Origin of the sequence: Pseudomonas sp. MIS38 (assembly GCF_019891575.1) — a bacterium.
Classification (GTDB): Bacteria; Pseudomonadota; Gammaproteobacteria; order Pseudomonadales; family Pseudomonadaceae; genus Aquipseudomonas; species Aquipseudomonas putida_A.
This window is the reverse complement of sequence record NZ_JAFLXF010000014.1, coordinates 98,232-124,684: the sequence shown is the minus strand read 5'-3', so window position 1 is coordinate 124,684 and position 26,453 is coordinate 98,232. Positions and strand designations below refer to the sequence as shown.

At 60.8% G+C, this 26,453-nt stretch carries 21 protein-coding genes, 1 other RNA gene and 2 pseudogenes; 11 read left to right on the top strand and 13 right to left on the bottom strand.

The window, feature by feature from the left end; genetic code table 11:
* Positions 1-3 precede the first annotated feature (3 nt).
* The 7 genes from J1G18_RS17275 (at position 4) to J1G18_RS17245 (ending at position 9,131) form a co-directional block, all read left to right on the top strand.
* The gene (locus J1G18_RS17275) at positions 4-1,599 is read left to right on the top strand and encodes a glycerol-3-phosphate dehydrogenase/oxidase (protein WP_223008127.1); all 1,596 of its coding nucleotides are present in this window, start codon (positions 4-6) and stop codon (positions 1,597-1,599) included.
* Positions 1,600-1,619: 20 nt separating this feature from the next.
* Positions 1,620-3,188: an FGGY-family carbohydrate kinase gene (locus J1G18_RS17270; RefSeq protein WP_223008126.1), complete on the top strand. Its 1,569-nt coding sequence runs from the start codon at positions 1,620-1,622 to the stop codon at positions 3,186-3,188.
* 231 nt (positions 3,189-3,419) lie between these two features.
* Positions 3,420-4,709, top strand: coding sequence for a phospholipase (locus J1G18_RS17265; protein WP_223008125.1), 1,290 nt, complete (start codon positions 3,420-3,422; stop codon positions 4,707-4,709).
* Positions 4,710-4,751: 42 nt separating this feature from the next.
* The gene (locus J1G18_RS17260; RefSeq protein ID WP_223008124.1) at positions 4,752-6,710 is read left to right on the top strand and encodes a DUF1302 domain-containing protein; all 1,959 of its coding nucleotides are present in this window, start codon (positions 4,752-4,754) and stop codon (positions 6,708-6,710) included.
* 164 nt (positions 6,711-6,874) lie between these two features.
* Entirely contained in the window at positions 6,875-8,248 is a 1,374-nt protein-coding gene (locus J1G18_RS17255) for a DUF1329 domain-containing protein (protein WP_223008123.1), read from the top strand.
* Positions 8,249-8,469: 221 nt separating this feature from the next.
* Entirely contained in the window at positions 8,470-8,715 is a 246-nt protein-coding gene (locus J1G18_RS17250) for a FitA-like ribbon-helix-helix domain-containing protein (RefSeq protein WP_098967122.1), read from the top strand.
* A complete protein-coding gene (locus tag J1G18_RS17245; RefSeq protein ID WP_098967124.1) occupies positions 8,712-9,131 on the top strand; it encodes a type II toxin-antitoxin system VapC family toxin in 420 nt (139 codons plus the stop codon). The genes J1G18_RS17250 and J1G18_RS17245 overlap by 4 nt, the downstream gene beginning before the upstream one ends.
* 160 nt (positions 9,132-9,291) lie before the next feature.
* Here J1G18_RS17245 and J1G18_RS28460 read toward each other — a convergent pair.
* Both J1G18_RS28460 and J1G18_RS28455 read right to left on the bottom strand, forming a co-directional pair.
* Positions 9,292-9,888: pseudogene (locus tag J1G18_RS28460) on the bottom strand (methyl-accepting chemotaxis protein); the annotation flags it as partial.
* Between the two features lie 309 nt (positions 9,889-10,197).
* Positions 10,198-11,178: pseudogene (locus tag J1G18_RS28455) on the bottom strand (methyl-accepting chemotaxis protein); the annotation flags it as partial.
* Positions 11,179-11,466: 288 nt separating this feature from the next.
* Here J1G18_RS28455 and J1G18_RS17235 point away from each other — a divergent pair.
* Positions 11,467-12,138: a histidine phosphatase family protein gene (locus J1G18_RS17235; RefSeq protein ID WP_098967127.1), complete on the top strand. Its 672-nt coding sequence runs from the start codon at positions 11,467-11,469 to the stop codon at positions 12,136-12,138.
* A 77-nt stretch (positions 12,139-12,215) separates the two neighbouring features.
* Here the strand turns inward: J1G18_RS17235 and J1G18_RS17230 are convergent, their stop codons facing one another.
* Complete coding sequence (locus J1G18_RS17230) at positions 12,216-13,694, bottom strand: ArnT family glycosyltransferase (RefSeq protein WP_098967129.1); 1,479 nt, start codon at positions 13,692-13,694, stop codon at positions 12,216-12,218.
* A 30-nt stretch (positions 13,695-13,724) separates the two neighbouring features.
* Positions 13,725-14,312: a ribosomal protein S5-alanine N-acetyltransferase gene (gene rimJ / locus J1G18_RS17225; RefSeq protein ID WP_134785399.1), complete on the bottom strand. Its 588-nt coding sequence runs from the start codon at positions 14,310-14,312 to the stop codon at positions 13,725-13,727.
* Positions 14,313-14,454: 142 nt separating this feature from the next.
* On the opposite strand from rimJ, the gene J1G18_RS17220 reads away from it, so the two are divergent.
* Positions 14,455-15,027: a GNAT family N-acetyltransferase gene (locus J1G18_RS17220; RefSeq protein WP_134785400.1), complete on the top strand. Its 573-nt coding sequence runs from the start codon at positions 14,455-14,457 to the stop codon at positions 15,025-15,027.
* Between the two features lie 90 nt (positions 15,028-15,117).
* Here J1G18_RS17220 and J1G18_RS17215 read toward each other — a convergent pair whose 3' ends face one another.
* Positions 15,118-16,524 carry a DUF2252 domain-containing protein gene (locus J1G18_RS17215; RefSeq protein ID WP_223008122.1) on the bottom strand — a complete coding sequence of 469 codons (1,407 nt, stop codon included), beginning with the start codon at positions 16,522-16,524 and terminating at the stop codon, positions 15,118-15,120.
* A 95-nt stretch (positions 16,525-16,619) separates the two neighbouring features.
* Positions 16,620-17,054, bottom strand: a complete 435-nt coding sequence (locus J1G18_RS17210; protein WP_098967134.1) for a hypothetical protein — start codon at positions 17,052-17,054, stop codon at positions 16,620-16,622.
* Positions 17,055-17,259: 205 nt separating this feature from the next.
* On the opposite strand from J1G18_RS17210, the gene J1G18_RS17205 reads away from it, so the two are divergent.
* Together J1G18_RS17205 and J1G18_RS17200 are read left to right on the top strand one after the other, a co-directional pair.
* Positions 17,260-18,300 (top strand): EamA family transporter, encoded by a 1,041-nt coding sequence (locus tag J1G18_RS17205; protein WP_223008121.1) that lies wholly within the window; start codon positions 17,260-17,262, stop codon positions 18,298-18,300.
* Between the two features lie 81 nt (positions 18,301-18,381).
* Positions 18,382-19,011 (top strand): hypothetical protein, encoded by a 630-nt coding sequence (locus J1G18_RS17200; RefSeq protein WP_223008120.1) that lies wholly within the window; start codon positions 18,382-18,384, stop codon positions 19,009-19,011.
* Between the two features lie 177 nt (positions 19,012-19,188).
* Here J1G18_RS17200 and ssrA read toward each other — a convergent pair.
* The 7 genes from ssrA to J1G18_RS17165 all read right to left on the bottom strand — a co-directional run bounded on the left by ssrA (position 19,189) and on the right by J1G18_RS17165 (position 26,316).
* Positions 19,189-19,578: a transfer-messenger RNA gene (gene ssrA, locus J1G18_RS17195) on the bottom strand.
* Between the two features lie 96 nt (positions 19,579-19,674).
* On the bottom strand, positions 19,675-19,950 hold the full coding sequence (locus J1G18_RS17190; RefSeq protein WP_027610765.1) for a hypothetical protein: 276 nt from the start codon (positions 19,948-19,950) through the stop codon (positions 19,675-19,677).
* A gap of 197 nt (positions 19,951-20,147) precedes the next feature.
* On the bottom strand, positions 20,148-20,429 hold the full coding sequence (locus J1G18_RS17185; RefSeq protein ID WP_027610766.1) for a hypothetical protein: 282 nt from the start codon (positions 20,427-20,429) through the stop codon (positions 20,148-20,150).
* Between the two features lie 133 nt (positions 20,430-20,562).
* Positions 20,563-23,373, bottom strand: coding sequence for an FAD-binding and (Fe-S)-binding domain-containing protein (locus J1G18_RS17180; RefSeq protein WP_223008119.1), 2,811 nt, complete (start codon positions 23,371-23,373; stop codon positions 20,563-20,565).
* Complete coding sequence (locus tag J1G18_RS17175; RefSeq protein ID WP_223008118.1) at positions 23,370-24,041, bottom strand: lactate utilization protein C; 672 nt, start codon at positions 24,039-24,041, stop codon at positions 23,370-23,372. The genes J1G18_RS17180 and J1G18_RS17175 overlap by 4 nt, the downstream gene beginning before the upstream one ends.
* Positions 24,041-25,495: a LutB/LldF family L-lactate oxidation iron-sulfur protein gene (locus J1G18_RS17170; protein ID WP_041066752.1), complete on the bottom strand. Its 1,455-nt coding sequence runs from the start codon at positions 25,493-25,495 to the stop codon at positions 24,041-24,043. The genes J1G18_RS17175 and J1G18_RS17170 overlap by 1 nt, the downstream gene beginning before the upstream one ends.
* Positions 25,492-26,316 carry a (Fe-S)-binding protein gene (locus J1G18_RS17165; protein WP_223008117.1) on the bottom strand — a complete coding sequence of 275 codons (825 nt, stop codon included), beginning with the start codon at positions 26,314-26,316 and terminating at the stop codon, positions 25,492-25,494. Before J1G18_RS17165 ends, J1G18_RS17170 begins: the two co-directional genes overlap by 4 nt.
* Between the last annotated feature and the right edge of the window lie 137 nt (positions 26,317-26,453).

The following is a 26,453-nucleotide window of genomic DNA, read 5'->3' as shown; positions in this document are numbered from 1 at the left end:
ATCATGCACCCGGACTGGAACGCCGCGTGGCGCCAGCAAACCTTGCCGACATTGGCCGACGCAAGCTGGGATCTGATCGTCATCGGCGGCGGCATCAGCGGTGCTGGAATTCTGCGCGAAGCGGCACGGCGTGGCTGGCGTTGTCTGCTGCTGGAGCAACGGGATTTCGCCTGGGGCACCTCTAGCCGATCGTCGAAAATGGTCCACGGCGGTTTGCGTTACATCGCCAAGGGCCAGTGGCGCCTGACCCGTGATTCAGTGCGCGAGCGCCAGCGCCTGCTCGATGAAGCGCCGGGGCTGGTGGAGCCGATGAGTTTCATGATGCCGCACTATCGCGGTGGCTTTCCCGGGCCGCGTGTGCTCGGTGGCTTGTTGTCGGTGTATGACGCGTTGGCGGGACGCCGCAGCCATCGTTTTCATGACGCGCAGCAACTGCGTTTTCTGGCGCCGGGGGTGAAGGAAAACCACCTGCTCGGCGGCACCTGTTTCGTTGATGCGCTGACCGATGATGCACGGCTGGTGATGCGCGTGTTAAGCGAAGCGCGAGCCGATGGCGCGGTAGTGCTCAACGGGGTGCGCGTCGAACATTTGCTGCGCGAAAACGGTCGGGTGTGTGGGGTGCAGATCGAGGACTGCGAAGCGGGTGGATCGCTGCAATTGCGTTGCGGCGTGCTGGCGGTGGCGACCGGGGCATGGGCTGAGCGCCTGCGTTTGCCTGAAGCGCCACGACAGTTGCGCCCGCTGCGCGGCAGTCATCTGCTGCTGCCGGGCTGGCGTTTGCCGGTGGCGCAGGCCTTCACGTTTCTGCATGCGCGCGACCGTCGGCCGGTGTTCGTTTTTCCGTGGGAAGGGGCGACGGTGGTCGGCACCACCGACCTCGATCATCGCGAGAATCTGGACCAGAGCGCGAGCATCAGCGCTGACGAACTCGACTATCTGCTGGCGGCCTGCACGCAACAATTTCCAGGTGCCGAAGTGACGGCGAGCGATGTGCTGTCGACCTGGTCCGGCGTGCGTCCGGTGGTCGGCAGCGCGGCGGGTGAACAGCAAGGCAAGCCGTCGAATGAAACCCGTGAGCATGTGCTGTGGCAGGAGCCGGGTTGCGTCACGTTGGCCGGCGGCAAGCTGACGACGTTTCGCCCGCAAGCCATCGAAGTGCTCAAGGCCTGTGCCGACATGCTTGGCCGCGATTTCGAAGATGATGGCGCAGCGGTTTTTACCGCTGTAGCACCACGGCCGATCCCCGGACTCAGCCCGCAACAGTGGCGACGTCTGGCCGGACGCCACGGTCGCGACCTGCCGCGACTGGCGCAGTTGATCGACGAGTTGGGTCACGAAACGGTCGGCAACACCGACACCTTGTGGGCAGAGCTGGCCTTTGCCTGCGAAGCGGAAATGGTGCTGCACCTCGATGATCTGTTGCTGCGCCGCACCCGTCTGGGCCTGTTGCTGGCGCGCGGTGGTGAAGAATATTTCGCTGCCATCCGCCAACTCTGCCAGCCAAGACTGGGCTGGGACGATGCACACTGGCAGCAAGAGCTGCAGCGTTACCGGGCGTTGTGGCAACGCCATCACGGTCTGCCGGATGCCACGCCTTGATGCCCCTTGAAGAGAGCGCCATGGATAACCACTCGAACAAGCGCTACCTGCTGGCGATCGACAACGGCACCCAGAGCGTGCGCGCATTGCTCTTCGATTTGCAGGGCAATCTGCTGGGCAAAGGCAAGGTCGAGTTGCAGGCGTATTACTCGACGCAACCGGGCTGGGCCGAACAGGACCCGGAATATTATTGGGCGAAACTCGGCGAAGCCTGTCAGCAGGTATGGGCGCAAACCGGGATTGATCGCTCGCAGATTGCCGGGGTGTCGCTGACCACTCAGCGCGGCACGGTGATAAACGTCGATGCTCAGGGCAAGCCACTGCGCCCGGCCATTCTGTGGCTCGATCAGCGCCAGAGCGAAGTCGAGGGCGGGATCAAGGGGCCGTGGGGCTGGCTGTTCAAACTGGTCGGCGCGCAGGCCACCGTGGATTATTTTCGCGCTCAGGCCGAGGCCAACTGGATCGCCAGACACCAGCCTGAAGTATGGGCAGCGACCGACAAGTTTTTGCTGCTCTCGGGGTTTCTCACCCATCGTTTGTGTGGGCGCTTTGTCGACTCGGTGGGTTGCTGCGTCGGCTATCTGCCGTTCGACTTCAAACGGTTGAAATGGGCCGCGCCCAGCGACTGGAAATGGCAGGCGCTGGCGGTGCGTCCGGAACAATTGCCGACCTTGCACAAGCCCGGCGAAACCCTTGGCTACATCAGCGCCGAAGCGAGCCGCCACACGGGGATTCCGGAGGGCTTGCCGCTGATTGCTGCGGGCGCTGACAAGGCCTGCGAAGTGGTCGGTTCCGGCGTGGTCGATGCGAGCACGGTGTGCCTGTCCTACGGCACCACGGCGACGATCACCAGCACTCGCTCGCGCTATCTGGAAATCGTCCCGCTGATCCCGCCGTACCCCTCGGCGGTGCCGGATCAGTACAACTGCGAGGTGATGATTTATCGCGGTTACTGGATGGTCAGCTGGTTCAAGAACGAATTCGGCCTGCGCGAGATGCAGCAGGCCAAAGAGCAGGGCATTGAACCCGAGCAACTGTTCGATGCGCTGGTGAATGCGGTGCCGCCGGGATCGATGGGGCTGATGCTGCAACCGTACTGGTCGCCGGGGATTCGTGAGCCGGGTGTCGAAGCCAAGGGCGCGATGATCGGCTTCGGCGACGTGCACACCCGCGCGCACATTTACCGGGCGATTCTGGAAGGGCTGGCGTATGCGCTGCGCCAAGGCCTGGAGAACATCGAGAAGCGCTCGAAGGTGTCGGTCAAGCGTCTGCGCGTGGCCGGTGGCGGTTCGCAGAGTGATGCGGCGATGCAGCTGACGGCGAATATTTTTGGTCTGCCGGCGGAGCGTCCGCATGTGTACGAAGCGTCCGGGTTGGGCGCGGCGATCTGTTGTGCGGTGGGGTTGGGCTTGTATGCGGATTTCCCCACGGCAATCGCCGCGATGACCCGCGTCGGGACGGTATTCACGCCGCAGCCCGAGGCACAGCAGGTCTATGAGCGTTTGTACAAAGAGGTGTACCTGCGCATGTATCGCCAGCTCAAGCCGTTGTACCAGAGCATCCGCAAAATCACCGGTTACCCCGCCTGACCAGACACCAGAAATCCCCTGTGGGAGCGGGCTTGCTCGCGAAGGCGGTGTGTCAGCTTGCACCTGTTTGACTGACCCACCGCCATCGCGAGCAGGCTCACTCCTACAGGGGGCGTGGTGATTCGCACATGGCGCTATCGGAGACTTTTTCTGGTGAGATCGGACAGTGTCAGCGCCTGGGGCGGTTGTTAGGCTCAACCCCCACAGCACCTCCAATAAGAATTAAAAGCAATGAAGCTGACATTTCTCCTGTTGCTGCTTTGTGCAATGGCCCCGACGGCGTGGGGCTGGTCGAACCACACGGTGGGCAGCTATCTGGCGTTGCAGGAACTGCCGGCGCTGCGCGATGCGCCGCCGGTCGAAGTCGAGCCGCTGGAGCGTTTTCTCGCCGAGCAGTATCCAGCCGTGGTCGCACTGCTGGAACAACAGGAAAACTTCGCCCGTGAACACTTCACCCAATACCCGCCGCGCCCCGACAACCTGAAACTGCCCGCCGTACCAAGCGACAATCTGCGCCACGATTTTCTCACGGCGTTGCGGCTCAATCCGCGCATTCATCTGGCGATGGTCATTCAGCCGCTGCCGGGCCAAGACCTGCCCGAACGCGAACATCTCAGTGCCGATCAGGTGATGGTCGAGCAGACGCTTTCGCCATGGAATCGTCAGCGTTTCATTCGCGTGGCGGACGGCGAAAAAGTTGCGCCGCTGGCGGTGCTGGCAAGCGCCGCCGACGAGCCGGATTACGGTCACGACATCAACCTGTTCAGCGACAACCCCGGCGAGGTCGGCGCGCTGTATGGCTTCGGCCCGCAGCCGTTTGGCGATGCGCGTTTTCAGTACAGCTCGCAGGCACCGTTCCACATGGGCTTCTTCCATGAAAGCGCGGTGGTGTATGCCGCTGCCGGATTTCTTCAGCGCAGTTGGCCGGATTGGCGCGCCTATCAGTACCTGGGGCTGGCGCGTCTGGCGTTCGCCTCTGGCCATCCTTACTGGGGTTACCGCTTTCTCGGATGGGGCGTGCACCACGTGCAGGACCTGACCCAGCCTTATCACGCCAAGCCATTGCCCGGGGTCGAACTGCCGAGTCTGTTGTTGCTGGAAGGCAAGGCGCTGGCCGGTTTTGCCGATGATAAAAAAGCCTCGATCGAACGGGTCGCCACCCGCCATATGGAAATCGAGAAGTATCAATCGACCTGGTTGCGCCGCGTGCTACGTGCCGGTCAGGCGCATCCGATGCTCGCGGCCTACGCCGATGTCGCTCAAGACCAACACTATCCGCCGTACTCGGTGGACTACTTGCGCGAAGTGGTCAGCGCCGAGTCGGTCGAGGACTCGGCAGCGTTCGATGAAACCATCGGCCAGTGGCTGGAGACGGCCCCGGTGACCAGTGATTTCAGCAGCGGCAATCAGGTGCAGCGCGAGACCTTCGAGCATCCGGCACTCAATCAGCAGCTGTTCAAACTGCTCGGCCATTTCGGCGCGCACAGCCGGATTTATGTCCGTGCGGGACTGGCACCGTAGCCATCGCGGCCACACAAAAACAATAAGAACAAGGAGGAACCCATGATCAACACTCGATTGCGCCTCACCGGCGTGGCACTGCCCGGTGTCGGCCTGGCAGGGCTGCTGCAACTCTGCGCGGTGGATGCGCTGCAGGCTGCCGAGTTCAGCGTGCTGGACAATCAGGTCACCGGCTCGATCGACACGACCCTGTCCTATGGGCGTTTGTGGCGGGTGCAGGGTCGCGACAAGAACAACGATGACGTCAACACCAACGACGGCAATCGCAACTTCGACACCGGGCTGGTTTCCGAGGTGTACAAGATCACTTCGGAGCTGGAAGCCAACTACCAGAACTACGGGATGTTCCTGCGCGGCACGGCGTTCTACGACACCCAGTTGATGGACAAGCGCAACGATTACTACCGCAACAACAACCCGGCGCAGCCGAGCCAGAGCTACCCGCAGGATGACCGCTTCACCAGCCAGACCCGCGACATCGCCGGCAGCCGGATCGAGATGCTCGACGCCTATGTCTACAGCAACTGGGACGTGGCGCAGATGCCGGTGACTGCGCGGGTCGGGCGTCAGGTGTTCAACTGGGGCGAGGGGATTTTCTATCGCGGCGGCGTCAACACCACCAACCCGGTGGACGCCGCCAAGTACCGCTTGCCGGGCGCCGAGGTCAAGGAAGTGTTGATGCCGGTGGAGGCCGTGAGCTTCAACATTGGCCTCAGCGATTCGCTGACCCTGGAGAGCTTCTACCAGACCAACTGGAAGGAAACCCGCATCGACCCGGTCGGCACTTTCTACTCGCAGACCGACCTGTTCGCCGATGGCGGCAACACCGGTTACAACAACTTCAGCGGCACTGCGCTTGATACGCCGGTGCCGGGCTTTGGCAACGTCATCGGCCTGTACAGCGCATTGGGCAACAACCCGTTGCTCAGTCCGGTTTTGCAGACCACTGGCCTGTACGCCAACGGCGTTACGCCGGCCTACGGCAATACGCTGAAAGTGGCGTCGATCGGCAAGGACTACAACGCGCGCAACGATGGTCAGTTTGGCTTTGCGTTTCGCTACATCGCCGAGGAGCTCAACAGCACCGAGTTCGGCCTGTATCTGGTCAACTACCACGCCAAGGAGCCGACCATCGCCGCTGACCTCGGTGGCTACAAAGGCATCGACATGAATGCCCTGACCAACATGCTCTCCAGCGTCGCTGGCAGTCAGGCTGGGGCGCTGGCGAATGGTCTGGCGACAGCCGACGTGATGGGCAATATTCAGGCGCATCGGCGCTATGCCGAAGACATCCGCATGTACGGTTTCAGCTTCAATACCACTTTGGGCCAGGCCTCGGTGTTCGGCGAGATTGCCTACCGGCCGAACCTGCCGATCGGCATCGCCGCGACTAACGACTTGATCGGCGATCTGGCCAACGGTGCCGCTGTGGCGGTGACCGGCAAGGCGATCAACGTCGGCGGGCAGATGGTCACCCTCGACAGCCAGATCAATAACGCCGAGCGCGTGGAGGCGTTCAACACCTCGCTGGGCAGCATCTACAACTTCGGCCCGACGCTGTCGTTCGACTCGATGTTCGGCATCTTCGAACTGGCCTCCGAACACCTGCGCGGCAGCAGTCTGCAATACACCGCCTACGACGGCAGCACGCGTTATTACGCCGGTACCGGCAACACCTCTTATGTCTCCGGCGGTGATCGTGATGATCAGGTCAACCGCAACTCCTACAGCTACACGGTGATGTTCAACGGCACCTGGAACGACGTGTACGCCGGGGTCAACGTCTCGCCTTACGTCGTCTACAAGGACGACTTCAAGGGCAACAGCTATCAAGCCGGCAACACCATCGACGGGCGTAAGGCCTACACCCTGGGGATCAAGGCCAACTACCAGAACAAGCTCGAAGCCGAGGTGCAATACACCAACTTCTGGGGCGGCGGACAGAACAACGGGATTCGCGACCGCGACAACGTCGGGTTCAATCTCAAGTATTTTCTTTGATATCCAGAACACAGGCGCACCCCCTTGTAGGAGTGAGCCTGCTCGCGATAGCGGATTTTCAGTCGCGGTAAATGTTGTCTGACACACCGCTATCGCGAGCAGGCTCACTCCTACAAGGGACTTGCGGTGATTCTCAGACCTCACTCCCATCTCGGAGATCGATCATGTTTTACTCATCACGATTCAGCAAAACCATGTTGGCGCTGGTTCTGGGCCTCACCGCCGGCAGCGCCTTCGCCGCCATCACCCCGCAACAAGCCGAACAACTGAAAACCACCCTCACGCCCCTGGGCGCCGAGCGCGCGGGCAACGCCGCCGGCACCATTCCGGCCTGGACCGGCGGCATCACCCAGGCGCCCGCCGGCTACAAACCGGGCCAACATCACCCGGATCCATATGCGGCGGACAAGCCGTTGTTCACCATTACCAAGGCCAATCTCGACCAGTACAAGGCCCACCTCAGCCCCGGTCAGATTGCGCTGTTTAACAGCTACCCGGACACGTTCCAGATGCCGGTCTACCCGTCGCGTCGCTCGGGTTCGGCGCCGCAGTGGCTGTATGACAACACCCTGAAGAACGCGACCTCGGCCAAGCTGCTGGAAGGCGGCAGCGGATTCGCCGATGCCTACGGCGGCGTACCGTTTCCGGTGCCCAAGGACGGCATCGAAGTGCTGTGGAACCACATCACCCGTTATCGCGGAATCTACGTGGTACGTCGCGCGTCCGAAGCCCCGGTGCAGCGCAACGGCAGCTTTGCGCTGGTGACCTCGCAGCAGGAAGCGCTGTTCAACTTCTACCGTCCGGGCGGGCAGTACGCCGACCTGAAAAACATCCTGTTCTACTACCTCGCCTTCGTGAAAAGTCCGGCGCGGCTGGCCGGCGGTGCGGCGCTGGTGCACGAGATGCTCGATCAGCTCAAGGACCCGCGCCAGGCCTGGGTCTACGACGCCGGCCAACGCCGTGTGCGCCGCGCGCCGAACCTGGCATATGACACGCCGATCGCCTCATCCGATGGCCTGCGCACGGCAGACGATACCGACCTGTTCAACGGCTCGCCGGACCGCTACGACTGGAAGCTCAAGGGCAAGCAGGAAATCTACATTCCCTACAACAACTACAAGGTCGGCAGCCCCGACGTGAAGTACGCACAACTGCTGACCCCGGGCCACCTCAACCCGCAATTCACCCGCTACGAACTGCACCGCGTGTGGGTGGTTGAAGGCAACCTGAAACCGGGCGCGCGGCATATCTATTCCAAGCGCGTGCTGTTTCTCGACGAGGACAGCTGGGGCGCGGCGCTGGTTGATCAATACGATGGGCGAGGGGAGTTGTGGCGGGTGTCGATGGCCTACCTGAAAAACTTCTACGACCTGCCGACCACCTGGAGCGCACTGGACGTGTTCCACGACCTGCAGGCCCGCCGTTACTACGTGCAGAACCTCGATAACGAAGAAGCCTCCACCGTGGACTTCTCGCAACCGGTGCCGGAAGACGCGTATTTCATGCCCTCGGCGTTGCGCCAGCGCGGGACACGCTAGAGTCAGGCAACACGCGCACCGGCCTGCTGATCCAACGCCACCCCTGTAGGAGCGAGCCTGCTCGCGAATCGATCTTTCGTTCAGCGCAGAGGTGAAGGTCAGACGCGGAAATGGCTGACCATCTGCTGCAGTGAGAATGGCCGTTCGGAAGATTGCCCGGTGTGAGCCAGAACGGATGTGCTAGCATGCAATCAATGATTTCATTGATTGCAGGAGGCGTCATGGCCAGCATCACCATTCGAAACCTTGACGAAAAGCTCAAGGAACAGTTGCGTATCACCGCTGCACACAACGGACACTCCATGGAAGAAGAGGCGCGCCTGATTCTCGGTCGAGCCTTGGCCACAGTTGATCGTGCCGGCGGACTTGGAAGCCGGATACGCAGCAGGTTCAGTGCAAACGGCGGAGTTGAACTTGAATTGCCGGAGCGCTCAGAGAAAGCCACCGGGGTGGATTTTTCTGAATGATAGTGCTCGATACCAACGTGCTTTCAGAGTTTATGCGTATCGAACCTGAAACCAGGGTGCTGGCCTGGGTTGATGCGCAGCCCGCCATGGATCTGGCCATCAGTGCGATAACGGTGGCTGAGATACTCCACGGCATCGCCCGACTTCCCTCAGGCAAGCGCAAACAGAATCTTCAAGCCCATGCGATGGCAATGTTCGAAGAGGATTTCGCCGGACGCATTTTGCCGTTCGATGCGCATGCCGCTGTCGAGTACGCGGCACTCGTCGCAGATTGCGAAGCAAAGGGACGGGCGGTGTCGATGGCTGATGCTCAGATAGCCGCAATTTGCCGGGCTCATGGCGCGGCAATCGCCACCCGTAACGTGAAGGACTTTCGGTTCTCGGGAGTGGAAGTGATGAATCCGTGGGAGGTGTGAGCGGTGGGGCAGTGAGTATGGGCTGACTGGACTGACGCCATCGCGAGCAGGCTCGCTCCTACAGGGGATTGGCGTTGTTCACATGATCTGTGTTCAACGCATTACCTGTGGGAGCGAGCCTACTCGCGAATCGATCTTCCGTTCAACGCAGAGGTGAAGATCAGACGCGGAAGTGGCTCACCATCTGCTGCAACTGACCACCCAGGCGTGCCAGTTCAACGCTGGACGCGGCGGTTTCATCACTGGCCGCGGCGGTCTGTTCCGACACGTCGCGCACGTTGATGATGCTGCGGCTGATTTCTTCGGCCACGGCGCTTTGCTGCTCGGCCGCGGCGGCGATCTGCTGGTTCATCGACTGGATGTTCGACACCGTGCGGGTGATGTTTTCCAGGGAGTCGCCAGCCTTGCGGGTCAGGGCCACGCTGCTGTCGGTCAGGGCGCGGCTGTTGTTCATCACCGCCGCCACTTGCTGGGTGCCGTTCTGCAGACCGGCGACCAGACCTTCGATTTCCTCGGTGGATTTCTGCGTGCGCTGGGCCAGACCACGGACTTCGTCGGCGACCACGGCAAACCCACGACCGGCTTCACCGGCACGCGCTGCTTCGATCGCGGCGTTGAGCGCGAGCAGGTTGGTCTGTTCGGCCACGGCTTTGATCACGTCCATGACGCTGCCGATCTTGTCGCTTTCCTGTTGCAGCACGCTCATGGCTTCAGTGGAACGCACCACTTCGCTGGCCAGACGCTCGATCTGCGCGATGGCTTCGTTGACCACCTTGTCGCCTTCACGGGCTTCGCCGTCAGCGGCGGCTGCGGCTTGCGAGGCTTCTTCGGCGTTGCGCGCTACTTCCTGCACGGTGGCGGTCATCTCGTGCATGGCGGTGGCCACCTGGTCGGTCTCGACCTTCTGGCTGTTGACACCGGCGCTGGTCTGCTCGGTCACGGCCGAGAGTTCTTCGGCGGCGCTGGCGATCTGGGTGACGCCGTCGCGGATGCCGCTGATCAGGTCGCGCAGGGTCACGCCCATGCGCGCGATGCCCTGTTGCAGCACGCCGAGTTCATCGCGGCGGGTGACCGTGACGTTCTGGGTCAGGTCGCCGCTGGCAATGCGCTCGACCACGGCCAAGGTTTCTTGCAGCGGACGGGTGATCTGACGGGTGATGATCACTGCGGCAATCACACCGACGAACAGCGCCAGCAGGGTGCTGATCAGCTGGAAGGTACGGGCCTGGGCGCTTTCGATGTCACGGCGGTCGAGCTGGATCTGGTACAGCTGCTCGCTGGTGTTGACGATCGCGGTGCCCTGATCGGTCATCTCTTTACGCGCCTGCACCGCTTCGCTGTTGGCGTTCTTGTAGGCCTGCAACGCGCTGCGGTAGTTGCTCAGGGCGGTTTCCAGCTGACGCAGGGCGTCTTGCTGGGTGGCGGCGAAATGCACGTTCAGTTGCTTGAGGCTGGCGATCGCTGCGTCCAGTTGGCCGACGGCTTTCTGCTCGGTTTCGGCGTTGGTGGTGGCGGTGTAGCCGCGCACTTCATAGCGCGCCAGGATGAACGCTTCCTTGGCCTGGGTGATGGCCTGGAACTGCTCGAAGCGCTGCTCGCTCATGTCCATTTGCTGCACGCGCTTGCTGATCGTTTCGATCAGGTTGTAAGCGGCGTCGGCGTTAGTGCCCATCACGTCGCGGGCGCTGTTGCCGGTGCGGTAGGCGTTGCGCATCTTGTTCAGCGAGGTCTGGTATTCGGCGATAGTCGCGGCCTGCTCTTTCAGCAGTTTGACGTTTTCCGGGCTCTTGAACTTGTTGATCAGCGCCTGTTGTTGCGCGGCGAAGCTTTCGAGGGTGGTTTGTACATTCTGCGCGGCGGTTTCGTCGCCGTTGGTCAGCATGTATTGCAGGCGGACCACGCGCAGCTTGGTCAGACCGGCATTGAGCTGGGTGATGTCGCTCATCCAGTTGCTGCGGTCAATCAGGCCGCCGAGGCTGGTCCAGCCCGTCAGGGCCAGCACGCAGGTCAGGGCCAGGACCAGGCCGAAGCCCAGGCCCAATTTCATGTTCACGCTGATGTTGCCGAACCAGCTATTCATCACAATTCCTCCAGGAACGTAGAGCTACTTGATCGTCGGTCAGGCTGGAAGATTGTTGTTTTTTTGAGCCAGCAAGGGTGTTAGCAGGTCTGTATCGGCCGCAAACACGAGAGCTGAAAGGTTTTTGTCCTACGGAATTTGTAACAAGGGCGCTTCAAGACTTTTTTCACATGCGTTTCACTCGCCACTTACGCCCGCTTCCTTACTCTCGCCGCATCGTATTGACTGTGATGCATGCCGACGAGGCGGCCCGATGTGGAGTTGAGACTGAGTCTGTTCGGCGTCAAACGCTCGATTTCCCTGAGCGGATTGGCCCGCTATCGCAATACCTGGGTGGTGCTCGGCGCGTCGCTGCTGGTGATTCCGCTGACACTGTGGCTGCTCGCCCCGGCGGCGGTGCCGGATCTGGCCCATGGCAATGTGTCCGGAGCCCGCGCGCTGGCGGCCGGGTGGGCCAAGGGCGACATGATTGTGCTGGTGCGTCACGTCGAGCGCTGCGATCACTCGCCGGCGCCGTGCCTGAGTGGCGACGACGGCATCACCGACCGCTCGCGCAGTGTTGCGGTCGGTGTCGGTGCACAGTTTGAGCATCTGGGCCTGAATAACGCTGACATCTACAACAGCCCGATGCTGCGCACGGTGCAGACCGCCGGTTACATGTTCAACCGCGCGGCCAGCGGCGAAGATTGGCTAATCAGCTGCAAGGGCCACATCCTGCAGGAAGCGCTGGCGCACAAGCTCCCCGGGCGCAATCTGATCCTGGTGACCCACAGCGAATGCATGGCGGAGCTGGAAAAGGACTTGAATACACCGGTTTCTGACCCTGGCTACGGTTCCTCACTGTTTGTGTCTGCCGCAAACAAAGCAGACCCGCGGGTGCTTGGCTTCATCGAAGCCTCCGACTGGCACTCCGTGAGCACCCGATGAACTGACGTTTGCCAAGCTTCAGCGCAAACAAAACCCGCCAGTGACGGCGGGTTTTTTATTGTCTGGTGCGAAGGACGTCAGTAGCCGACGAAGTAATACGCCTGACGCCCGACCATCATGGTCTTGAGCACTTTGAGTGGTGCGGCGGGTTCGCTGTCTGCCGAGATCACCGCGACGTTCGAGGGGGAAGCGCTGAGGAAGTCGTGCAGTTGCGCGTCAGTATCCAGCCCCTTGAGCACGCTTTGGGTGTAGAACACGCTGGCGCCGCCGACCCGTTCATTGGCCTGAAACAGTGCGACCTGCTGACCGTTGGCCTGCAAGCTCTGAATGTGTTCGGTCAACGGCAGGAACGACAACTCCTTGTCGGCGTTGGGCAGTGCCCACTGCGCGGCGCCGAGGTAGCTGGCGATCACCACCGTAAGCAGTCCTGCGGCAATCGCCTGACGATGACGGGCGACTTTTCCGATGAAGCGGTCGGTGGTTTCGCGCGCCTGCAAGCGCTCGAACAACACGCGCGCGTACTCCGCGGCGATCACGGCAGCCGCCGGGGTCATCGACATCAGGTACACCGTGCGCTTGCTCGAGGCCAGGGTCAGCATGATGAACTGCGCAACGATCCACAGGCTGAAAAACAGCAGGTAACGGTTGGCCTTCAGATCCTTGCGGAAATGCCATAGGCCCAGGTACACCAGAATGTTCCAAGGCAGAAACGCTTCCGGCAGTTTGGCCAGATAGTAATAGAACGGCTCATAATGCCCGGCCTCGACGAACGAGCCGCTGAAGCGCCCGACGCTGTTGGTCAGCAGCACTTCAGCGACGGCGTGCGAACCACCGCGCTGGTAAAGCACGGCGAGCCAGATCAGCAACGGAATCAGGCCCACTGCCGTGAGCAGGCCGGGACGCAGCCAGGCGCCGATCTTCAGGCGTTTGTCGATCAGGTTATCAGCCAGCAGGTAGGCGAAAATCACCACCCCCGGCATCGCCAGACCGAGCACACCCTTGCTCAAAGTGGCGATAGCGATCCCGACGATAAACAGCAGCGAGTTACCGGCGCTCGGTGCGCGTTGTGCCTGAAAGAACGCCAGCAGCGCCGTGGTCACGCCGAGCGCCAGCAGCGCATCTTCGCCGACCCCGCGTACGTTGCTCCAGTAGCTGGCCATGGTTGCCAGCAGAATTCCCGCTGTCCAGGCGACCGCTTTTGGCCGGCCGAAGCGGCGCAACATGCCGTACAGCAGCATCACGCTGAGCAACCCGGCCACCGCCGACGCCAGCCGCACCGCCCATGGCGAAACACCGAACACGCGCATGGCGCCGGCGTCCAGCCACAGGCTCAGCGGTGGCTTTTCCAGAAACGGTTCGCCGAACAGGCGCGGCGTCACCCAGTCATCGTCCAGATGCATCTCCATGGCGATCCCGGCGACCCGGGCCTCGGTAGAGCCTTGCAACTGGTGGTTACCCAAAGCGAAAAAAAACAGCAGGGCGGCGAGTAGAAACAGTGAAGTGGCGGCACGCGGCATGGGTTTCAGGCAACCGGAAAGGGCAGGAGCCTTGAGCATACTTCGCCAATGCTTAACAAATTGTGAAACTCACGCCAGTTGACGCGACCAACGCTTCTCCGGTGTTTCGAACAACGGATTGACCAGCGCCGTCAGCACATGGTCCTGCCAGCGGCCGGCGATGTTCAGATAAGCCTTGGCGTAGCCTTCGCGCTCGAAACCCAGACGCTCCAGCAACCGCGCACTGCGCTCGTTGCCGGGCATGTAATTGGCCATGATCCGGTGCAGGTTCTGCGTGTCGAACATGTAGCCGATGCCGGCCTCCAGACCTTCCTGCATCAAGCCCTGACCCTGATGCGCGTGGTCAATGTGATAACCCAGATAACACGCCTGAAACGCGCCGCGAATGATCCCGCTGAAATTGCACGCGCCGATCATTTGCTGGCCATCCGGCGTCAACAGAGCGAAATGCATCGCCAGCCCGGCCTCGTAGGCACTGGCCTGGACTTCAAGGCGTCGGCGAATCTGCTCGCTGGAAAAGTATTCGGTGGTGCGAATCGGCGACCAAGGGGCGAGATGGCGCTGGTTGCGTGCATAGAAGTCACTTTCCAGCTCGGCCTGTTCCGGGGCGAGGATGGCGAGCGTCAGGCGTTGGCAGGGCAGGCTCAGCAGTGACATCGGCGGCTCCGGTTGGCAGGGTCGAGGGACAGGATTGCCTAGGAGATGGAAAAAAACAAACCGCGCTGGCGCTCTGTAAATTTCTTTGGTTGAGTGCACAGGGTTATCGACTGCGGCATTTCCGGGATTGGAGGAACAAGCAATGGAATTTGCATTGACGGTGAACGGGTTGGCGCTGCGTGTTCGGGCGCCGGACCCAGCGCTGGTCACTCCGGTGCGCGAGGCGCTGAACGCCAGTTACCGCGAGCATGCGCCTTTTCTCGAGTGGGCGGTTGAACACACCAGTGAGGGGCGGGCGCTGTCGTCCATGCTGCAAGCGCGGGATGACTTCACCAGCGAGACCGGTGAGCGGCGCTTATTCATCGTGACTGAAGACGGACAAGCCGTCGTTGGCTGCATCGGCCTGGTGCCGCGTCGACGCAAGCGTTATGTCGTCGGTTATTGGGCCAACAGCGCGTTTGCCGGCAAGGGCTACATGCGCGAAGTGCTCCAGCAACTGGTCAGGCGCCTGCCGGAGTTCACCTTTTACCTGACCACATCGTCGGCCAACAGCCGCAGTCAGCGTCTGGCTGAAGCGGCGGGGTTTGCGCTGATCAGGGTTCATCCACAGGCGCGGCAATCGCAGCAGCACGGCGTGCAGGACACTTGGGTGTATCGCTTCGGCAGCAAACGCCAGGCAAAAAAAAGCCCGCGGGAGAGCGCGGGCGAACCGTAGTTTCTTGAATGAGCGAGCGGACTGTACCGTGTTGATCGAGCCTGAGCAGTGAAGAAAAATTCATCTCGGCAGCGACCGCTCTGCAACGCCTCAGGGCAGATGATCCGCGGCGAAATCCGCTTCCGAACGCGCCGTCAGCCGGCCCTTGCGGCAGGCCTGCTGAAAGCGTTCGAAGTCGCGCTCGTTCTGCGCGGTGTAACTGCGGGCGTATTTGAACAAAGCGTCGGCCAAGGCATCGCCCTTGCCGATGTAACCACTGATCAGCGCAGCGTTGCCTGAGGCTTTGGCGTGGGCGCGGGCCAGTGCGCGACCGCAGACCCGGGCATAGGCAGCGAAGGTTTCGGCGTCGAAGTTTTCCAGCTCGGCCGAGATCTTCATGTCGCGCAACTGCCGCACATAAAAATGCCGACCATTGGGGCCGGTGGTCCAGCCGAGAAACAGATCGCTCGCCGACTGCATCAAGCGCTGCCCTTCGACCACCCGCTGACCTTCATGACGCGTGCGGGACTTGGCCTTCACATAGTCGGCGAGTACCGAGCGCCGCGCCTCCTTGAACTGCAGGAACAACGGAAACTCCTGATCGTCGGTCAGCAGCGCCACCAGACAGCGGGTGCCGACACTGCCCACGCCGACCACTTTGAACGCCAGATCCTGCACGTGAAACCGCGAGAGCAATTCCCGCCGGTCAGCCTGCAGCGTGGTGCGATAGTCACGCATGAACGTATCGAACAACGGCCGCCAGTCCGCCAGCCGCAACCAGTCATCATCGGCGTCGAGCAGCGTGGTGTTCTTGTGCAGGTGGAAAATCTCCGGCAAATCGTCACGAATGACCAGCCGCCCATTCGCGTCGCGCTCGCTGATCTTCGGCAGCAACTCGGCGTGGGTGCGCCGTTCGGCTTTATCGACGGCGCGCTGCACGTGCTCCAGGGCACTCTTGCGCGCCTGATCGAGCAAATCTTCGTACTTGATCGATTCGTACCAGGTTTCCAGCGCACTCTGCTCGGCGCACTCCAGCATCGTCGCCTGATAGGCGCCGACCATCTGCCGACACACGTCTTCCTCAACCGACTCGCCATGGCGCAAATCCCGCGCCGCCACCACGAAACTCGCAGCCAGCCGCTTCACGTCCCATTCCCAAGGCCCGGGATGCGCCTCGTCGAAATCATTGACGCTGAACAGCAGATTGCGCTCCGGCGTGGCAAACCCGCCGAAATTCATCAAGTGCGCATCCCCACAGATCGGCCCGACCAGCCCCATGTTCTCGGTGCTCGACAGATCATGTGCCTGCACCAGCGCATTGCCACGGAAGAACGTGAAGGGCGACACCAGCATTCGTCCGTAACGCAGTTCCACTAGCGAGGCGACGCGGCCCTGACTGGAGGCCTTGATCAGCGGGATCGGATCGCGGTTCATCTTTCCGGTGGTGGCGTGGGCGCTGCGCGAGCATTTCTTGCGGGCGTCCTTGCCTTGCTTCATGCGGGTTTGGAGGGTGGTCATGGGGGCTCGTCGTGGCAGTGGGGGCGGTGTGAGTGTAGAAGTGGTTCAGGGGTTTATCTGCCGGCGACACTGAGCGATGTCACTTCTGAACTCCGTCACTTTGTCCTCGTGCCAGATCCAGCATCGTTATTAACCAGCTTCAGAGACAAATCGTACTTGGCCACTTCATTACGCCGGGCGGCGTTGCGCATGAGGTAGACCTGAACCGTGTACTCGCCATCGCCGGGCAGTGGACCGAGAAAGTGATTGCCCATGATCGAGCCGTTGAACAGCGCGTAATCCGCACCCTTGGCGAGGATGTTGAAGTAAGCGGAGGTGTTGGACGGTTTGAAGTCGACGGTCAGTATCTGGCCGGCCTTGGCGTTGAATGTGTACTGCGCGGTCTGGTCCCCCTTGATCGACTGTTTGCGCTGGATGCTGTCGGCACTGGTTGTGAACGCGATCGGCTCGACGCGCACGGTGGGGGCGTCGGCCGCATGGACGGACAAGGAAATCAGCGCGGCCAGCGCTACGGCAATCCAGCTTTTCATCTTCAACTCCATTGCATCTCGATGTTCGCAGCATAGAGCCTGCTTCGAGCGACCGCCCAGAGATTGCGCGGATTAAATGTTGCTGGATTTGAGCACAAGCCAGAGATGATGTTCGCTGACACGAATCAGCTGTTCACATAATTCTCACCTGAGTTTTGCGATGATGGGCGCCGGTATTCCATCGGCTCCAGCGAGTGATCCCAGCATGAATGTGAGCGTTCTCCACGCATTGATTGCGGCGGCGCTGTTTGGCGCCAGTACGCCTCTCGCCAAACTGTTGGGGGTACAGGTTTCGCCGATTCTGCTGGCCGGGTTGCTCTATCTCGGTAGCGGTCTGGGCTTGACCGCCCTGCGTTTTGTCCGCGATCGTGGCTGGAAGCCCTCCGGGCTCGGCACCGGTGAATGGCCATGGCTGCTCGGCGCCATCGGCTTCGGCGGAGTGCTGGCGCCGGTGGCGCTGATGTTCGGTCTGACCCGAACGTCCGGCGCGAGCGCGTCACTGATGCTCAACCTCGAATCAGTGCTCACGGCGCTGCTGGCGTGGGTGGTGTTCAAGGAAAATGCCGACCGACGAATCGTGATCGGCATGCTCGCCATCGTCGCCGGTGGCGTCGTGCTGTCCTGGCCACAAGAGGCCGTCTCGGCGCAAGACTGGAGCGGCCCGTTGGCCGTCGCTTTCGCCTGCTTCTGCTGGGCCATCGACAACAACCTGACCCGTAAAGTCTCGGCCTCGGACGCACTATTCATCGCCGGCAGCAAAGGCCTGGTGGCGGGGCTGGTCAACTGCACACTGGCCCTGTTCATCGGCACCCAACTACCCGTCGCCACCTGGCTGGTGCCGATCATGCTGGTCGGCTTTCTCGGCTACGGCGTCAGCCTGGTAATGTTCGTCCTCGCCCTGCGCGGCCTCGGCAGCGCACGCACCGGCGCCTACTTTTCCACCGCGCCGTTTCTGGGCGCAGGCATCTCGATTCTGCTGCTCGGCGAGTCGATATCGCTGATGTTTCTGCTCGCAGCGGCGTTAATGGCCGTGGGGGTATGGATTCATCTGATGGAAAACCATGTTCATGAGCATCAGCACGAACCGCTTGAGCATGATCATCGGCATACACACGATGAGCATCATCAACATACGCATGGGTTTGAGTGGGATGGGGCGGAGCCGCATAGCCATCCGCATGTGCACACGCCGATGCGGCACAGTCATGCGCATTTTCCGGATGTGCATCATCGGCATGGGCATTGATTGAAACTCTGAAGTCTGTTGATTGATGTCATTGTGATATCGTCTCTGTCGATTTCTTCAGTCTTTCATTCGAGTCATTCCATGAAACCAATTTTCCTGCTGTTGCCCATTGCGGCCCTTTTTTCTGCTTTCAGCGTTGCCGCTGCACCTTCGCCGGTGGCGTCGTTTGCCGCTTGTGACGATCACTCCCTGGCAGTCGTGCAATCACCTTTGTTCAAGAATCTGGTGCCGAGCACTGTCGAAAATGGCCAGATCAAATTGTCCGGCGGCACCAAGAGCGATATGGGGCAGCGCTGGATGTTCGCCAAGCCGGTCGAAATTGACGGCATGTCGTTGACCGGCTTCTACGCCGAAGATACAGACCTGATGGGCACTCGCATCATCAGTTGGGGGTTCTACGCCAAACAGACTCCGAATGAACTCCACACCCAGTTGGAAAAAGCGGGCGGGCCGCGTATGGACATGTCGCAGGGGCTCTACGCACGCGCGGAAATCTGGTCCCACGGCAAATCCAACTGGCAGCCGGAAGACCCATCCGCAACGGCGGGCAAGCTGGTTGTCGACAGTGCCGAGCGCGTGTTCCTGATCGAGCCTGCTCCGCAAGAGCTGACGACTGGCAGCAAGGGGATGTTTACCTGCTCGATTCAAGGCAAGGTCAATGAGGCAATGCTCAAATCCAGCCGCCCGGATCTGATCAGCGCGGTTCATTGATTCTGATGAATGCGGGTACGAAAAAGGACGACATCGTGTCGTCCTTTTTTATGAGTAGGCAGAGCATTGCCAGGGTTATCGAGCTCGATCGCCTGCAGGCTGTAGATTTGTGTGCCCGGTTTGGCTGATGTCCAGATGCGACAAAGCCCGCACAAGGCGGGCTTTGTCGTCGAGAGTTGGTGGAGCCGGGGGGATTTGAACCCCCGTCCGCCAGTGCTCCGCTGTCGGTACTACATGCGTAGCCGTGTCTATTAAGTTAACCCTCAGCGACCCGACGGGCAGGGTGCTTTGGGCGAGTTGTGTAAGTTTTAGCCGCTTCGTCCACAACGTACTGCACGGCGATTCTGTTCTATATGACAATCATTTCGGGTTTACAGACATCCCCTGATGATTGCTGGGCCCGAAGGCACCAGGAGTGCATGTCAGCTGCAATTAAGCAGCGAGAGCAGCACCGTATTGGTCGTCATTGGCAACTATAAGAAGTTGCAACAGTGGATTTACGACTTCTGTTACCAAGTCGGCATGCACCTAAAGTTTCGTCACCGGCGTCGAATCCTAATCGGCCCCGAACTCATTGCCTCGTACATCAGGTGAGGCAACAAGCCTGCGCAGTGTACGCCAAACGGCCGGCGAGGCCAACCCGAAGGTTGGCCTCGTGGCATATCAATTGCGCGTTGGATTGCGGATTTGCATTTTGGTTATCAAGGAAGAGGTGACCTCAACGCAATCCTTGTCATTGCCGGCCGCCTGCGCGTCTTCAGCTTTTTTCTGCGCTTCCTTGACGTTGTTCATGGACGTCTCGGGAATTGACGGCTGACTGGTAACGAAGTCTTTGATGGTTTGAAGATTCCCGGCACAAAGGTCTTTGTCTGCCGCAAACACCGGCGACGTCAGCAGGGCACCAGCGATGAACAATCCAGCAATTGCAGAATGCTTCATGGGTATCTCCTTGAACGGTTGGTCTCGGTGCTGCCGGACGGTCTGGCGGCGATGCCGAGGTCGTAACAGGCCGTGTTTGGTAGTGGGCCTGTTCAATCGACCGCGGCCGCACGCAGGAATTCGGTTTTTTTTACATCGTGGCCCGTCAACCCGAACCGCGCTGCATCACGCCACCTGAAGACTGGTCGTCCCGAGGTTTATTTCTTGGTATCCCCCGTCGAGTTCTGGATTACCAGAAGGGTTTGCTGGGTTTCCGCCAGGCAGTCGTCGATCCTGCCCTGAGCCTTGAGGGCCTGGGCTTTGCTGACGCTTGCCGAGACGCGCGAATTCAGATCCGGCGACGTCTGATATTGCGTCTTGGCGCTTTCGATCTTTTGCAGATTCGCCTCGCACAAGTCGGCAGGTTTGCCATCGGCGAACGAGGTAGAAGCCATCATCGAGGCAGTAACGAACAGACCAAACAGTACAGAATGCTTCATGAGTATCTCCTTGCACTGAGGAATCCAGACTCTCGCTGACCGTCAGAGCAGGCCTGCGAAAGGAGGAAAAGCCCCGCGTGTTCGGGGGCTTGTTCTGTGGACTACCGCCTCGCTCAAGGGTTCTAACTTTCTTTTAGCAGGCCTTCGCTCGAGTGACCCGATCCACCAGATAGACCAGTCCGTGATAGTCGATGCCGCCGTGCTGCGTCAGGCCGATCTCACAGGTGCGGCTGGTGGAAATCCCCTCGTTGCAATGTTGCACCGCGTCCTTGAGTGTGCGCAGCGAGTGGCTGTTCAGCTCCGGCGTGGTGAAACCCTTGTCACCGGCAAACCCGCAACAATGAATACCTTCCGGAATCACCACGGTTTTGCTGCATTTGCGTGCCAGTTCGATCAGCGCCTGGCTTTCGCCCAGATGCTGGGTGCTGCAGGTCACATGAACTGCAATCGGTGCTTCTTGCGGGGTGAACTCCAGTCGATCGAGAAGATGCGTACGGATGAAGCGCACCGGGTCATACAGATCCAGGCGAACATTTCCCACGTCCTGCACCAGGCGCAAGGTGCACGGGCTGGTGTCGCAATAGATCGGATCGAGTCCACCGCGACTGGCGTGCAGCAGCGCGCTGATCAACTCCTGACGCTTGTGCTCGGCCTGTTCGGCGTAGCCTTTGGAAGCAAACGGCTGACCGCAGCAGAGGTTGTCCTGATTGTCCGGGAATACCACTTGGTAACCGGCCTTTTCCAGCAGGCCACGGGTCTTGTCGTACAGCGACATCTGCTCCTTGTCGCCCGCTGCCGGGCCCATCACCCGTGAAACACAGGCGGCCAGATACACAACGCGTGGGCGTTCGTCGGACACGCTCGGGCTGAAGCGAATGGCTTTTTCCGGTTGCGGCATCGCGTTGGTCCACAGCGGCACCTGGCCTTTGGACAAACGCGTCAGGGTTGCCGACAGCTTCGCCAGGCGCGGTGCGCCAAGCAACATCCGTGCGCCGTTGGCCACGTGCAGGGTGAAGCGTGCGCCTTGCAGGGTCTTGGCGAAATTTCCTTCGATCCAGTCAGCGGTTTTCTGATGCGTGGCGTTACGGGCGCGGAGCTTTTTCACCAGTTCGCCGGTATTGATGCCTACGGGGCAACGCTGCGCGCACAAGCCTGTCGCGGCGCAGGTTTCAATGCCTTGGTACTCGTAGGCTTGTTCCAGCTCGGTGGTGTCAACGCCGGCGCGTTTCTTCGCTTCAATGTCACGCCAGATCACGATGCGCTGGCGCGGGCTGAGGGTCAGACCTTTCGACGGGCAGACCGGTTCGCAGAAGCCGCACTCGATGCATTTATCGACAATCTCGTCAGCCGCCGGCAGCGGCTTCAGGTGTTTGAGGTGGATCTGCGGATCTTCGCTGAGCACCACGTCGGGGTTGAGGATGCCGTTGGGGTCGAGCAGACGTTTGAGCTGCCACATCAACTGATAGGCATCGCTGCCCCATTCCAGCTCAACGAACGGTGCCATGTTGCGCCCGGTGCCGTGTTCGGCCTTGAGCGAACCGCCGAATTCCACCGCCACCAGTTGCGCCACGTCGTCCATGAACGCCTGATAGCGTGCGACTTCTTCCGGACTGTTGAAGCCTTGGGTGAAAACGAAGTGCAGATTACCCTCCAGAGCGTGTCCGAAAAGGATCGCTTCGTCGTAGTCATGTTTGTCGAACAGTTCGATCAGGCGATTGACGCCGATGGCCAGTTGCTCGACCGGGAAGGTCACGTCTTCGATGATCACCGTGGTGCCGGTTTTGCGCACGGCGCCGACGGCCGGAAAGGTGTCCTTGCGGATGGCCCAGAGTTTGGCGTTCTCGGCCGGGTCTTCAGTGAAATCGACCTGTTTTTCCACCGGGAAACGGGTCAGCGAAGCCATGATCTGCGCCAGTTGTTCCTGTAGCAAAGAGGAAGAGGCGGCGCGGGATTCGATCAGCAGCGCGCAGGCATTATTCGACAGCTGCTGTACGAAATCCGGCATGCCCGGTTTGTCCTGCACCGAACGCAGACTGCGCCGATCGAGCAATTCCACTGCCGACACCGGTTGGCTTTTCAGCACGGTGACCGCGTTGCAGCAGGTTTCCACATCCGGGAACACGATCAGCGCCGACGCCTTGTTCGGATGGTCGATCACCGTGTCATAGGTCACCGCGCTGATGAAGCCAAGGGTGCCTTCGGAACCGACCAGCAAGTGGCTCAAGATATCCACAGGCTCGTCGAAATCCACCAGGGCGTTGAGTGACAGACCGGTGGTATTTTTCAGACGATATTTGTGGCGGATTCGCGCAGCCAGTTCGGCATTGGCGCGGGTCTCGCGGCCCAATGTTGCCAGGCGCTCCAGCAGATCTTCGTGGCTTACGCGAAAAGCGGCGACGCTGGCGGCGTCTTCGGTGTCGAGACGGGTGCCGTCGGCGAGTACCAGACGGATCCCGGCCAGGGTGTGATAGGTATTTTGCGCCGTGCCGCAGCACATGCCGCTGGCGTTGTTGGCGACGATGCCGCCGATCTTGCAGGCGTTGATCGACGCCGGGTCCGGACCGATCTTGCGCCCGAACGGTGCCAGCCATGCGTTGGCCTGCGCGCCGATGACGCCCGGCTGCAGGCGGATTTGCATGCCTTGGTCGCGAATCTCGCGAGCGTTCCAGTTATCCCCCAGCACAATCAGCACCGAATCGCTGATCGCCTGCCCGGACAAACTGGTGCCAGCGGCGCGGAAGGTCACCGGGACTTGATCGCGCTGGGCCAGTTTCAGCAGCGCTACCACTTCATCTTCGGACTCGACGCGGATCACCAGTTTGGGAATCAGCCGATAAAAACTGGCGTCGGTGCCGAAGGCCAAGGTCGACAGCGGATCGTCGAAGCGGCGCTCCGCTGGGATCAGTTGCTGCGCATCGCGCAGGAAATTCACCGGAAGCGTCATTGGTCCTCCAGGATCAGCACCACAAGGTCTTTCGGGCCGTGGGCGCCGTAGGCCAGTACTTGTTCGATGTCGGCAGTTTTCGACGGGCCGGACACCAGCAGCGCGTTGGTCGGCATGCCTTGGGCCCACTCGAATTCCTGTTGCACCTGATAGAAGTTGTCGCGGATTTCGCTGGCCTTGAGCAGGGCGAAATGCACCGGCGGCACCAGACTCATCAGTCGCGGCTCTTCACGAGTGGGCCAGAGGATCAGGCTACCGGTCGCGGCGATGGCGCCGAGAGTGCCAGTGAGGCTGGCCGGGGTGTCGTTGAACAGCTCGGCTTTCCATTCTTCCATCGGCCGGTTGTAGGATTTCAGTGTCGGCAGATCAGGATTGTTCGCCCAGTGTTGTGAGATGCGCTGCCCGTGAGGCGTAGTCGGTGCGATCAGCAGGCTCGGTAGCTGCCGGTCACGCAGCAATTGCGCGAGCAGCGTCGGCCAGTCTGCGCCGGTAGTCAGATGGATCTCGGTGTGGACCGCTTCCATCAGTTTGCGCAGCTGCGGGATGCGTTGCTCGGCGCTGTAGGTGTAAGGCTGGGTCACCAGATCGACGTCGAACTCGTCGGCAATCGGTGTGGCGCCGGTCAGACTTTTCCGTAGTTTGGCGAGGATATTTTGCTTGGCGCTCATCAGCGGTCTCCCTGTTTGGCCAGATGCTCGCGGGCCATGTCGTGCAGTGAGCGGGCGGCGGGTTTTGGTGCGCTGTGGTTTTGTGTCCACGGGCCGACATTGCTCGGCGTTAACGCACGCAGGCGCGTGGCGAAGAAACCGAACAACCGATACAACGTCGGCGAGCTGTTGAGTTTCGCCCAGGCGTTCCAGATGAAACGTTCCTTGCGCGAATACTTGCTGCCCTGACCGCGCATCACTTGATGCGGACTGTCCGGGGCTTTGACGTTTTCTTCGCGCAGGCGCCGCAGGATCGCCGGGATAGGAATTTTCACCGGGCACACTTCTCCGCAGGCACCGCACAGCGACGAAGCGCTCGGGTGATCCGGGACTTTCGCCAGACCGACCATGTGCGGCGTGATGATTTTGCCGATCGGTCCCGGATACACCTCGCCATAGGTGTGACCACCGACGCGGGTGTAGACCGGGCAATGGTTCATGCAGGCACCGCAGCGGATGCAGTTGAGGGTCTGGCGCAGTTCGCTGTCGGCAAAGGCCTGGCTGCGACCGTTATCGAGCAGCACCAGATGCACTTCTTGCGGGCCGTCGAGTTCATGTTCCTTGCGCGGGCCGGAGATCATGTTGACGTAGGTGGTGATCGGAATGCCCAGCGCCGAGCGGGTCAGCAGCGACAACAGCGGCACCACGTCGCGCAGGTTTTCCACGACCTTTTCGATGCCGGTGACGGCGATGTGCACCGGCGGCACGGTGGTGGTCATGCGTCCGTTGCCTTCGTTTTCCACCAGCAGCAGGGTGCCGGTTTCGGCTACGGCGAAGTTGACGCCGGAAACGCCGATGTCCGCTTCGAAGAATTTCTGCCGCAGGACTCTGCGACCGATCTGAATGAGTTGGTCAACGTCCTTGGTGTACTCCACGCCAAGTTTGTCGTGGAACAAGGACGCGACCTGACCGGCATTCTTGTGGATCGCCGGCATAATGATGTGTGAAGGCTTCTCGTGGTCGAGCTGGACGATGTATTCCCCCATGTCGGACTCCAGGCATTCAACACCTTGAGCCTCGAGGAAATGGTTCATCTCCATCTCTTCGCTGACCATCGATTTGCCCTTGATCACTTGCCGCGCCTCGTGAGCGCGGATGATCGAAAGGACGATGCCATTGGCCTCGTCCACCGTTTCCGCCCAGTGCACTGTCACACCGTTGCGGGTCAGGTTCTGTTCCAGTTGCTCGAGCAGGTCGGGCAACTTGGAGAGCGCACGCGCCCTGATCGAGTTGCCCAGGGCGCGCAAATGTTCTCTTTCGTGGGCATCGCTGAAAGCCGCTGCCCGCTTGGTCATCAGTGAATCCATCGCAGTGCGGAAGTTGTTCCGTAGCTGCTGATCGCCCAAGGCGTTGTGCGCCCGGGTGCGGAAGTCTTCTTCTACGGCGACCGTAGGAATAATCGTCGAGGTGCTCATCGCGCACCTCCGGTTCGTTGCCAGAGGAAGCTGGCGAGATGTTGCCCGCGCAGCGCTTCTTTTTGTTTCTCCAATGCGCCGTTGATGTTCATCAAACAGCCACAGTCGGCGCTCAACACTTTGTGCGCGCCGGAATCCTTCAACGCGCGGGTCTTGTCCGCCACCATCGCGCCGGAAATGTCTGGCATACGGACGCTGAATGTCCCACCGAAGCCACAGCATTCGCTTTCGTGGTCGTGGTTGACCCGTTCCACGTTGCTCAACTGCGCCAACAACTCGCGGCCGTGCAAGTGGGTGTTCATTTCGCGGCGTGCCGAACACGAGGTGTGCAGCGCGACTTTGACCGGCTCGCCGCTGTCCTTGAGCTGCACTTTGCAGACGAACAGCAGGAACTCGGCCAGCTCATAGGTGCGGGCCGCGAGTGCCTGCACCTGTTTCAACGTTTGCGGCTCGTCCTTGAACAAGTCGGCATAGTGCTCGCGCAACATGCCCGCGCAGGAACCCGACGGCACCACCACCGGATAATCCCCGGCAAACAGCGCCAGTTGCGCGCGCGCTACCGTCCGCGCTTGCTCGGTGTAACCCGAGGTGTAGGCCGGTTGCCCGCAGCAGCTTTGCCCTTGCGGGTACTCGACCTTGATCCCTTCACGCTCGAGCAAGTGGATCGCGTCCATCCCGGCTTCGGGGTAGAACAGGTCGACCACGCACGTGCCGAACAGATAGACCCGCGACGGTTTCTCGCTGGGGTACTGCCGAGGTTCGGGCAGTGGCGGTGCAACGCGAGTGGCGTTGGGCACAGCGTTGTAAAAAAGCTCGCTCATCAGGCGTGTCTCCGGGTGGGCCCGGTTATCCGTCTGTTGAGACTGCTGAATATAAAGAGCCTTGCTTTCAGCAGCCTTACAGACCGGGGTGTGAATTGCTGACGCCGGAATCACCAGCCGGCGTCGGTTATTTCCGT